The sequence below is a fragment of the Streptomyces sp. NPDC029466 genome (genome assembly GCF_055574515.1).
The window spans coordinates 1-10,960 of record NZ_JBVHZH010000091.1; the positions used below are offsets into that span (position 1 = coordinate 1).

Here is a 10,960-nt window from a genome sequence, read left to right on the forward strand (position 1 = left end):
TTGTGGACGTAAAGCGAAGCAGTCCACAACACAGGCCCCGGAGGACCGTCACCGCACCCAACAACAACCCCGCCCGCCGCAGGCGCAACGGCGAGCAACCCCCACGGCGGGAAAGCCGAAAACGTGGGAAAAACCTACGCACCGCGGAGCGTTTGCCGCTGCCGCCCCAAGCCGTCGATCTCCAGCTCCACGACATCGCCGGCCCGCAGATACGGTTTGGGCTCCGGGTGGCCCATGGCGACGCCGGCCGGGGTGCCGGTGTTGATGACGTCGCCCGGGTGGAGGGTCATGAACCGGCTGACGTAGCGGACCACTTCGGCCACCGAAAAGATCTGCTCGGCGGTGGTGCCGTCCTGTTTCAGCTCGCCGTTGACCCATAGCCGCAGGCCGAGGTTCTGCGGGTCGGGCACCTCGTCGGCGGTGACCAGCCAGGGGCCCAGCGGGTTGAACGTCTCGCAGTTCTTGCCCTTGTCCCACTGGCCGCCGCGCTCGATCTGGAAGGCGCGTTCGGAGACGTCGTGCGCCACCGCATAGCCGGCCACCGCGGCCAGCGCCTGGGCGTCCGTCTCCAGGTAGCGGGCGGTGCGGCCGATGACGACGGCCAGCTCCACTTCCCAGTCGGTCTTCCGGCTGTCCCGCGGGACCAGCACGGTGTCGTCGGGGCCGACGACGGTGTCCGGGGCCTTCATGAAGAGGATCGGCTCGGCGGGGGTCGCGGCGCCCGTCTCCCGGGCGTGGTCGTGGTAGTTGAGCCCGATGCACACGATCTTGCCGATCCGGGCCACCGGCGGGCCGGTGCGCAGCCCGGCCGCGTCGAGGCGCGGCAGCTCCCCGGAGGCGGCGGCGGTGCGGATCCGCGCCAGTTCTCCCTCGTCGGCGAGGAGCGCTCCGTCGATGTCCGGGACCAGGCCCGACAGGTCCCGCAGAGTCCCGGAATCGTCGAACAGCGCCGGGCGTTCCGTCCCCACCGTTCCGACACGCAGCAGCTTCATCGGTTCCACTCCCGTGGTCGTAGGTCGGCCCGGAAGGGATCTTCCGGGCCGGCCGATGGGGGACGGCCATCGAGCGATTTGGCTGATCGTCCAAGAACGGGGTCCGGTCCGCAAGACCCCGTTCACGGACTGGACCGTTACTGAGAGGTAGTGGCGATGTGCCCGGGTGCCGTGGAGCCGGACCTCGGCGCCGCCTCGCCGGCCGGGCGGGAGCCGGTCCCGGAGCCCCTGGCCTGCGAGTTGGCCCGGGCGCGGGCCGCCCGCTGCCGGGCCGCGCGGCTCTTCGGGGTGCGCCGGTTGGCCCGCTGCTGCCCTACGCGCTGCCGCGGGGCGCCCTCGTCCGACGCCCCGTCAGCCGCGGCGGACCCCGGTGCCGCTGCCGCTCCCGTGGACGACTGCCCCGCGGCGGGGGCCGTCTTGCCCTTCACCGCAGCCGCCTTCCCCTTCCCCGGGGCACCCGCCGCGGCCGCCGCGCCCGCCTCCGCCGTGCCGCGCCCGCGCTCCCGGTGCAGCAGCGCCCGCTCGCACGCCGTCCAGGTCGTCGTCGTCACCATGTAGAGCCCGGCGGCCAGCGGCACCACCGCCACCGTGATCAGCGTGGCGAAGGACAGCAGCGGCATCACCTTGGCCATGGAGGCCATTCCGGGCATCGCGGCATTGCCCGCGGCCGGCTGCGGGGACTTGGCCATCGTGGCGCGGGCCCGCCGGAAGTTCCAGGTGGCGACCGCGCCGACCAGCACGAAGAGACCCAGGTAGACCAGCCCCTGCGGCCCGAATACCCCGCCGTGGGCGAGCGCCTCGGTCCAGTGGCCGCCGAGCGGCGCGCCCAGCAGCGTGTGATCGAGGAGGTCGCCGCCGCCGGTCGAGAACAGGTGGTACATCACGAAGAAGACGGGCAGTTGCAGCAGGGTCGGCAGGCAGCCGGCGACGGGCGAGGAGCCGGTCTCGGCGTAGAGGTCGGCCATCGCCTTCTGGAGCCGCTCGGGGTTTCCCTTGTGCTTGCGCTGTAGTTCGGCGAGCTGCGGGGCGAGCGCCGTACGGGCCTTCTCGCCGCGGGCCGCGGCGCGGGCCAGGGGGTGCAGCGCGGCGCGGACCCCCAGGGTGAACAGAACGATGGCGGCGGCCATGGCCGCGGTGCCGAAGAGCGGGGCGATCGCCTGGGCGCCGTGCGCCAGCGCCTCGCCGAGGAAGCCGAACATGGACATGGGTGAGCCCTCCACGGGTCTCGTCGTGCCGGGATGTGGATTCGGCGTGACGAGCCGCGCGGACGCGGAAGAGCGGTACGGGGACCGGACCGGTGCGCCTACGCGGCCGTCGGGAGGGGACGGCCCGGTGCCCGGGGACGCGGGCGGCCGGCCGCGTCGGGATCGCGTTGGGGCAGGAAGGCCGTACGCCGCTCGCGGTCGCGGATGGCCGTACGGATCCGGCCCGGTGGCACCGGTCGCGCGCAGGCCGCGATCAGGAAGGCGCGGCACAGGAGCAGCAGCGCGGTGGTGGTCGCGGCGGCGGTCAGGGCCGTGGTCAGACCGGTCTGGGTGAGCAGGAAGCCGGCCAGGACGAACAGGAGCGCTGAGGTGTGCAGGCGCCAGGCATCGACGATGCGGTACATCCAGCGCCCCCCTCAGGTTGTCCGGTCGTCACAACTTGTCGTCTTCCGCTCAAGAGTAGCCACAACTCTGGGCAGCCGGGAGACCGGCCGGTAGCTTGCGCCCTCTCTGCCGTCGGGGGCGGCGGGGAGCAGGGGGAAATCAAGGGGGAACACCTAGGAGGTGCTGTGCGCGACATCAGCGTCCCGGCCCTGGCGGCTCCACTACGGAGCGGCGGTCTTGCCGACTCCGTCTTCGACACCGCCGCCCACCAGCCGGATTTCGCTCAGCTCGCCCGCCGTGACGACCACACACCCGGCGACTGGCAGGAGGTGTCGGCGGCGGAATTCCGTGACGAGGTCATGGCCCTGGCCAGGGGGCTGCTGGCGGACGGGATACGGCCCGGTACCCGGGTCGCGCTGATGTCCCGTACGCGCTACGAGTGGACCTTGTTCAGTTATGCGCTGTGGGCGATCGGCGGGCAGCTCGTCCCGGTCTATCCGACCGCCTCGGCCGAGCAGCTGCGCTGCATCCTCGCCGGGGCGAAGGTCACCGCGATCGTCGTGGAGAACGAGGCACAGGCGATGACCGTGGCGGAGGCTTGCGGCACCCGGGCCATGCTGCGCCGGCTGTGGCAACTGGACCTGGACTGCGTCCGGCGGCTGACGGAGGAGGGCACCCGGCTGGCCGAGGCCGATGTGCACCGGCTGCGGCACGCGGTCAGTCCGGGCGACATCGCGGCGATCGTGTACACGTCGGGGACCACCGGCCGCCCGCGCGGCTGCGTGATCACCCACGCCAATCTCGCCGCGGGGTGCGACACCCTCTACGCGGGCTGGGGCGGGCTGCTGGCCGCGCCCGGTGAACGCCCCTCGCTGCTGGCCTTCCTGCCGTTCGCGCACATCTACGGGCTGATGGTGCAGGTGGCGTGTCTGCGCGGCGGGGTGAAGCTCGCCCATCAGCCCGATGTCACCTCGGACGAACTGCTGCCGGCGCTCGCCTCGTTCCGTCCGACGTTCCTGTTCGCGGTGCCGTACGTCTTCGAGAAGATCTGCGCCCGCGCCCGGCAGGCCGCGGAACAGGCGGGCCGGCGGCGGACGTTCGACGCGGCGATGACGGTGGCGGTGCGCTACGCGGAGGCCCTCGCGGCGGAGGCGCAGGGCACCGGGCGCGGCCCCGACACCTTCCTGCGGGCCCGGCACGCGCTCTACGACCGGCTGGTGTACTCCCGCATCCGGGAGCTGCTGGGCGGCCGGGTGCGCACCGCGGTCTCCGGCGGCTCACCGCTGTTGCGGGAGCTGGGACTGCTCTTCGCCGGCGCCGGGATCACCGTCTACGACGGCTACGGCCTGACGGAGACCAGCGGCGCGATCACCGTACAGCCGCCCGGCCGGGTGCGCTTCGGGACGGTGGGCATGCCGCTGCCGGGCAGCGCGGTGCATCTGGCGCTGGACGGCGAGGTGTGGGTGCGCGGCGCGGTGGTCTTCGCCGGCTACCTCGACGAGGAGGACTCCCCGAGCAGCGGGCTCTACGACGGCTGGCTGGCGACCGGCGACCTGGGGCACCTGGACGAGGAGGGCTATCTCGTCATCACCGGCCGCAAGAAGGACATCATCATCACCAGCAACGGCAAGAGCGTGGCCCCGCAGGGGCTGGAACAGCGGCTCTGCGCCCATCCGCTGATCTCGCAGTGCGTGGTGGTCGGCGACAACCGGCCGTATGTGACTGCGCTGATCACACTGGACCCGGAGGCCCTGGAGCACTGGCACCACCTGCGCGAGGAGCCGGGCGGCGACAGCGCGGCGCCGACGCCCGAGGAGCAGCTCCAGGCGGAGGTGCGGCGCGCGGTGGCACGGGCGAACGCCTCGGTGTCCCGGGCCGAGTCGATCCGCGCGTTCCGGGTGCTGCCGGGCGAGTTCAGCCAGGAGGCCGGGCTGGTGACGCCCTCGCTGAAGCTGCGGCGGGCGGCGATCGTACGGCGGTACGCGGCCGAGATCGACGCCCTCTACGCCCAGGGACAGCGGGAGGAGCCCGAGACCCGCCAGGAGCGGCGCAGATGGGCGGCGGCGGGCCTGTACGCGCGCTGAGAGCGCAGGGCAGGCCATCTCTGGACGGGCCCGGCCGGGCATACGGCAGCCGGCGCACGTCACCCGTATCCGGCCGGGCCCGCCCGCGGCACCGTAGCAGTGCCGCGGCGGGCCCGGCCGTTATTTGTCCAGGGGTGAGGACCCGCGACCGCGGGCCCGTCACGGCACTTAACGTCCGGTGGCATTCCAGTAGTGACGAACCGGGAGGCCGTGTGCGGTCCATCCTCAGCAATTCCGCAACATCCGGGCGGACCATCGCCACCGGACTGGTCGTGGCCGCACTCGTGGCCACGCTCGCGGCGCTGCTGCTGCCCGTCCAGCTCTTCGGTGAGACCGCGTCCGCGGCGACCAACACCGTCACCTACGACGACGACGGCGGCGGCACGGTGAACACCCGCTACGGTCCGCTGACCGCCATGGACCGGGACTTCGTGCGCAAGGTCAGACTGGCCGGCCTGTGGGAACTGCCCGCGGGCCGCCAGGCGCAGGAACGCGGGCAGACCGCGGCGGTCCGCAGCGCGGGCGCCATTCTCGTCGCCGGGCACACCGAGCTGGACCGGCGGTCGATCGAGGCCGGGCGGGCGCTGGGCATCTCCCTGCCCAACCAGCCCAACGCCGATCAGCAGGGCTGGCTGGCGCAGATGAACGCCGCCCAGGGCGACGACTTCGCCCCGACGTTCGCCGAGCTGCTGCGCCGCGCCCACGGCAAGGTCTTCGGCCTGGTGGCCCTGGTCCGCGACCAGACCAAGAACTCGATGGTGCGCTCCCTGGCGAACCGGGCCAACGACGTCGTCCTGAGCCACATCACGGCGCTGGAGAAGACCGGTGGCGTCGACTTCGACACGCTGCACAGCAGCTAGGCCACGGAGCCCCGGCCATGTCACGGCGGCGCGGACGGCGGCCCGATGGGCGGCGGACGCCCCCGCCCACCGCGGGGGACGCCCCGCGCCCACCACCACCCGCGACCCGGAAGAAACGACACCCGCACCAACCGACACACCCCTCACATCGGACGAAGCGAAGTGATCTCATGAGGCAACGGCAACAAGCCCATAAACGCTCGCGTTTGACGAACAGAATGCTGATCGGCGCCACCGCCCTGCTGCTGGGCGGCGGTGGCCTGGCCGCCTACGCCACCACGGCGCTGGCCGGCAACAGCACCCCGGACGCGATGGCCGGCCACGCGCAGCACACCGCGAGCGCCTTCACCCTCTCCTGCCCCGATGTGGGCGAGCGGCTGCGCCAGGTACCCCGTAGCGCCAAGCTCCCGGTCTCCAAGGGGCTGTCGGCGCTCGACAAGCAGGTGCACGACGCGTACCACAAGATGATGGGCGGCAGCGGCGACAGCGTCCTCAACGGGCTGAAGACGCAGCGGGCGAAGACCATCAAGATGATGGTCACCGCGATCTCCAAGGACGCGAAACGGCCCGGCTACCTGCTCAAGATGAGCGGCTGCACCATGAAGCCGGTCACCGAGGGCGCGGGCGCCGGCGGCAATGACTCCACGAAGTCCGTGCAGGACGGCTGGTATCAGGGCCAGACCCCGCAGAACCAGACGCAGGGGGACACCCAGGGCCAGACCCAGGACCCCGGTCAGGTGCAGGGCCAGGACCCGGGCCAGGCGCAGGACGGCGGGCAGCAGCAGGGCCAGCCCGGCGGCCCGTCCCCCGACGACTTCGTCGACATCAACAACGTCCAGCCGAACGCGGACGCCCCGCCGTTCGCCGCCCCCCAGGGAGACAACGCCTCGACCGGCACCTTCACCACCGAGTGCGGCCGCAATGAGGACGGCCACTTCAACTCCGACAACGTCATCGTGACGCCGGGCGTCAGCAACGGCGCCCACCACACCCACGACTACGTCGGCAACAAGGCCACCGACGCCTTCGCCAACGACAACAAGCTCGCCGCCTCCGACACCACCTGCCAGAACGGCGACCAGTCCACCCACTACTGGCCGGTGCTGCGCAAGCTGGACGGCAACGCGGAGCAGAAGCCGGGTGCCGCGCAGGACGCCAACGTCGGCACGACGCTGACGCCGGCGACGGTGACCCTGACCTTCCGGGGCAGCCAGTCCGGCGAGGTCCAGGCGATGCCGCGCTTCCTGAAGATCATCACCGGCGACGCCAAGGCGTTCACCAACGGCACCAAGAACGCCAACGCCTCCTGGAGCTGCACCGGTTTCGAGGACCGGCAGCTGAAGGACAAGTACCCGCTGTGCCCCGAGGGCTCGCAGGTCGTGCGCACCTTCGCCTTCCAGAACTGCTGGAACGGCCGCGACATCGACAGCGGCAACCACCGCGACCACATGGCGTTCTCCGACCAGAACGGCAACTGCCCGCAGGGCTTCCAGGCGGTCCCGCAGCTCGTCCAGCGGATCACCTACGACGTCCCGCAGGGCCAGAGCTTCGCGGTGGACAGCTTCCCCGAACAGCTGCACAAACCGGTGACCGACCACGGTGACTTCATCAACGTGATGCCGGACAACCTGATGAGCAAGGCGGTCGACTGCATCAACAACGGTCAGGAATGCACCTGACGGGCCGGCGGCCCTGAGGGCTACGGCCCGGCGGCCCCTTAGGGGAGACGTCCCCTAAGGGGCCGCTGGGCCCCCTGGATCCGACAACGCAGTGGCCCCGTCCCGGATTCCCGGGGCGGGGCCACTGTGCTGCGCCGAGGGGCCGGCGTGGTGCCGGCGGTACGCCGTCGGACCGGCCGGCGGTCAGCTCAAGGGGCGCGGTGGTTCATCCGTCGGTCCCTCAAAGGCCGTTGACGCGGGCCTCACGGGCCATGCCGAGGGGACGTATGGAGGACGCGACGGCGCGGGCGCGGCGGCCGGCCCGGGCGCGGTAGCTGCGGACATGGGCCATCAGACGCCGGCTGCGCAGCGCCATCTCCAGCTCGAAGCGGGTACGCGGATCACGCAGCACCGGCCCGAAGAGCTTCTCGATCTGGCGCAGGCGGTACCGGACCGTCTGCGGGTGCACATGCAGCAGCTTGGCCGCTTCGGGGGCACCGCCGCCCTCCAGCCACGCCAGCAGCGTGACTTCGAGCCGTTCGCTCTGCCGGGGCGTCAGCTCCTCCAGGGGGCCGAGCCAGCGGGACGTCAGCGCGTCCGCCAGCGACTCGTCCTGGAGCAGCAGCAGCGCCGACAGATGGTCGTCGACGAACGCGGGCCGCGACTCCGGGCCGACCCGGCTCGGGGCCAGCGTCAGCAGATACCGGGCCCACCGCAGCGAGGACGCCGTGTCGGTGGCCGGCACCACGTGTCCGACCGCCGCCGGGCGGCCCTTGAGCGCCGCCTCCAGGCGGGCCCGGGTCTGGGTGGCCGGGTCGGGGACGAACAGACAGGTGTAGCCCTCGACATTGCCGATGAGGGCATGCCCCAGCGCCGCGGCGAGTTGGGGCGCCTCGGCGGGGGTGGCGAGTACGACGGCCTGGAGGGTGTCGGGCACCGGCCAGCCCGCGGCGCGGGCGAGCTCGTGCAACCCCTCCTCGGGCACCTCGCGTTGGCCGGCGAGCACGTCGAACAGGTCCTGGCGGGCCCGGGCCACCGGCATCGGTGTGACAACTGAGGGTACTGCCGGAGGTTTACTTTCCGACTCTTTTTGGTACCCCAGAACTGTCAGCAAGGCCTGTTCAAGCGCCCAATGTGCGTCTTCTACGGGAGTATCCCCGAGAAGTGCGGACAATGCGGGAAATCCGCGTTGCAACTCCGCGACCAACTTCTCGGCGAGATCCGGGAGTTCATTTCTCACTACCCGGTTCCACTCGCCGCGGGGACGCGACCAGATGCGGTTCAGGAGATCACACATCGCTACCTCGATCCTGGCGGGGATGCGGCTGGTACAGGGGATTGGCGCCCCCCCGTGCGCCTGAGTCGGCATCATCCGGAGTCCCCCCGCGCGACCGCGATGCCAGTGCAGGAATTTGTCACAGCGCGATAAACCTTACGAAAGCCTGAACGCGTTCGGAGATGCTTTTGCACATCCGGATTACGGCCCTGCGTATCCAGCCGGTTACAGAATGTTTAGTGTTACCGGGGGTCACCCGAACAAAAGCCCCGGGCAAATTACGCCCCCGGGAGATTTCATAGAAATTCGCATCCCGCACCCGTGCCCCGACACCGGGAGGTCCGATGTCCGCACCGCGTTTGCAGAGCCGCCGCGCCGCACACCGTGCCCGGCCCTCGCCTTCAGTGCCCCGCCCCCGGCGCCCTCCGAACGAACCCGGCCCGCCGGACCGGCGGGCCCCCGGAGGCGGTTTCGCCGGAACCGCCGTACTCCGTCCGGCGCTTCCGGCCTCGCTGCTGCTCTTCCTCGCCGTCACCCTGCACTCCGGGGCGGCGGACACCCTCATGCGCTTCCTGGACTTCGGCGCCGGAGTCCTCGCGCTGGTCTCGCTGTCGGTCACCGTGCTGTGGGGCCTGGCCGCCACCGACCGCATGGTGCTGCACTCCGGGCACCGGCTGCTCGCCCAGGCCGTCCACCGCGGCACCGCGGTCGCCGGACTCGGCTTCCTCGGCCTGCACATCTGGGTGAAGATCGCCGAGGGCCACACCGGCGCCACGGCCGCCGCGGTGCCCTTCACCGACGGCGCCCGGCCCGGCCTCATCGGCCTCGGCACCCTCGCCGCCTACACGTTCATCGCCGTCGCGGTGACCGGCGCGGTACGCGGCGCCTTCACCGGCCTGTCCGGAGCCCGCTGGTGGCGGGCGCTGCACATGTGCGCCTACCTCGCCTGGGGTCTGGCCCTGGTGCACGGCCTCAAGTCCGGGCGCGCGGCGGCCGGCTGGGCCGTCGCCGGATATGCCATCTGCCTCACGGCGGTGGCCGTACGACTCGCCCTGCGGCTGCGCGACGCACGCAGGAACACAGGAGAACTCCCATGACCGCCCCCGCCCCCACCCAACTGCTGCCGGCTCTCGCCGAAGCGGAGCCCGTACCGACGCTGGCGTCCTTCGGGCCGCCGCGGCTGCTGGCCGGCCTCGACGAGATACCCCGCATGGACCGGGTGGCCCACCTGTCCCGGCACGGCAGTCTCCCCCAGCTCACCCCTCAGGAGCTGGTGGCACTGGCCGAGGACATCGATCTGCGCGGCCGCGGCGGCGCGGGCTTCCCCTTCGCCCGCAAGCTGACCGCCGTCATCGACGGGATGAAGCGCGCGGACGGCAAGGGCGCGGTGGTCGTCAACGGCAGCGAGGGCGAGCCCAGTTGCCTCAAGGACACCGCGCTGCTGCTGCACGCCCCGCATCTGGTGCTCGACGGCGCGCTGCTGGCCGCCGACGCGCTCGGCGCGCAGGAGGTCGCCCTGGGGGTGACCCGTACGGATGTGCTGAGCTCCGTGCAGCGGGCCATCGACGAACGCGGCCCGGTCCGGCCGACGTTACGGGTCACCCTGCTCACCGAACGGTTCGTCACCGGCGAGGGCTCCGCCATGACGAACGGGCTGGGCGGCGGCCCCGGGCTGCCCTCCGGCCGCAAGATCCGCTCCAGCGAGCGCGGTCTGAACGGGGTGCCGACCCTGCTGTCGAACACCGAGACCTACGCCCAGCTCGCCGTGGCCGCCCGCCTCGGCGCGCTCGGCTACCGCACCGCGGGCCTGCCCACCGAGCCCGGCACCCTGCTGCTGACGGTCGCCGGCAACATGGTGGTGGAGGTCCCCTACGGGGTCTCGCTGGCCCGGGTCCTGGCACTGTGCGGCATGGACCAGGGGCAGGGCGTGCTGATCGGCGGCTACCACGGCACGTTCGTGTCGCCGGCCGACGCGCTGACCGCGAACCTGTCGAAGGAGTCGCTGGCCGAGTACAACGCGGTGCTCGGCGCCGGCGCGGTGCTGCCGATCCCGTACGACACCTGTCCGGCGGGTGAGACGGTCCGCGTCGCCCAGTGGATGGCCGCCGAGTCGGCCGGCCAGTGCGGCCCCTGCGTGCTCGGCCTGCCCGCGCTCGCCGACCAGCTCGACCGCGCCGTACGGGGCGGCGGGGAGGCCGCCCTGGAAGCCGTGCAGACCCGGATGCGGGCCGTGGAGAAACGCGGCGCCTGCAGCCACCCGGACGGCACCTCACGCTTCGTCGCCTCGGCCCTGCGGTCCTTCCCCGAGGAGTTCGAGCGGCATGCGAAGGGATTCGGCTGCGGCCGCCCGGTGACCGGTGCGCTGCCCGTCACCGGGAACCCGCCGCTGGCGGTCACCGCCCCCGCACCCGCCCCGGGGGGGGGGGGGGGGGGGGGGGGGGGAGGGGGGGGGGGGGGGGGGGGGGGGGGCGGGGGGCGGGGGGGGGGGGGAGGGGGCGTGG

The 10,960-nt window shown here is 72.3% G+C and carries 9 protein-coding genes; 5 read left to right on the forward strand and 4 right to left on the reverse strand.

All coding sequences use genetic code 11. The annotated features are described in order from the left end of the window. Window positions 1-134: 134 nt before the first annotated feature. The 3 genes from ACZ4XD_RS36500 to ACZ4XD_RS36510 form a co-directional block, all read right to left on the reverse strand. Window positions 135-992, reverse strand: a complete 858-nt coding sequence (locus tag ACZ4XD_RS36500; RefSeq protein ID WP_468049753.1) for a fumarylacetoacetate hydrolase family protein — start codon at window positions 990-992, stop codon at window positions 135-137. A gap of 137 nt (window positions 993-1,129) precedes the next feature. Further along, window positions 1,130-2,197, reverse strand: coding sequence for a YidC/Oxa1 family membrane protein insertase (locus ACZ4XD_RS36505; protein WP_468049755.1), 1,068 nt, complete (start codon window positions 2,195-2,197; stop codon window positions 1,130-1,132). Between the two features lie 98 nt (window positions 2,198-2,295). Continuing rightward, window positions 2,296-2,601 carry a DUF6412 domain-containing protein gene (locus ACZ4XD_RS36510; protein ID WP_042155101.1) on the reverse strand — a complete coding sequence of 102 codons (306 nt, stop codon included), beginning with the start codon at window positions 2,599-2,601 and terminating at the stop codon, window positions 2,296-2,298. A 165-nt stretch (window positions 2,602-2,766) separates the two neighbouring features. On the opposite strand from ACZ4XD_RS36510, the gene ACZ4XD_RS36515 reads away from it, so the two are divergent. The 3 genes from ACZ4XD_RS36515 (at window position 2,767) to ACZ4XD_RS36525 (ending at window position 7,204) form a co-directional block, all read left to right on the forward strand. After that, window positions 2,767-4,665, forward strand: a complete 1,899-nt coding sequence (locus ACZ4XD_RS36515) for an AMP-dependent synthetase/ligase (RefSeq protein ID WP_468049758.1) — start codon at window positions 2,767-2,769, stop codon at window positions 4,663-4,665. 212 nt (window positions 4,666-4,877) lie between these two features. After that, window positions 4,878-5,525 (forward strand): DUF4142 domain-containing protein, encoded by a 648-nt coding sequence (locus ACZ4XD_RS36520; protein ID WP_468049760.1) that lies wholly within the window; start codon window positions 4,878-4,880, stop codon window positions 5,523-5,525. A 218-nt stretch (window positions 5,526-5,743) separates the two neighbouring features. Beyond that, window positions 5,744-7,204: a DUF1996 domain-containing protein gene (locus ACZ4XD_RS36525; protein ID WP_468049766.1), complete on the forward strand. Its 1,461-nt coding sequence runs from the start codon at window positions 5,744-5,746 to the stop codon at window positions 7,202-7,204. A gap of 220 nt (window positions 7,205-7,424) precedes the next feature. Here the strand turns inward: ACZ4XD_RS36525 and ACZ4XD_RS36530 are convergent, their stop codons facing one another. Further along, window positions 7,425-8,225: a PucR family transcriptional regulator gene (locus tag ACZ4XD_RS36530; protein ID WP_018091333.1), complete on the reverse strand. Its 801-nt coding sequence runs from the start codon at window positions 8,223-8,225 to the stop codon at window positions 7,425-7,427. Between the two features lie 578 nt (window positions 8,226-8,803). Between ACZ4XD_RS36530 and ACZ4XD_RS36535 the strand changes: the two genes are divergently transcribed. Together ACZ4XD_RS36535 and ACZ4XD_RS36540 are read left to right on the forward strand one after the other, a co-directional pair. After that, entirely contained in the window at window positions 8,804-9,556 is a 753-nt protein-coding gene (locus tag ACZ4XD_RS36535) for a hypothetical protein (protein ID WP_468049762.1), read from the forward strand. Beyond that, window positions 9,553-10,960, forward strand: a 1,408-nt coding sequence (locus tag ACZ4XD_RS36540; RefSeq protein WP_468049764.1) for an NADH-ubiquinone oxidoreductase-F iron-sulfur binding region domain-containing protein, incomplete at its 3' end; no start/stop codon positions are given. The genes ACZ4XD_RS36535 and ACZ4XD_RS36540, both read left to right, overlap by 4 nt.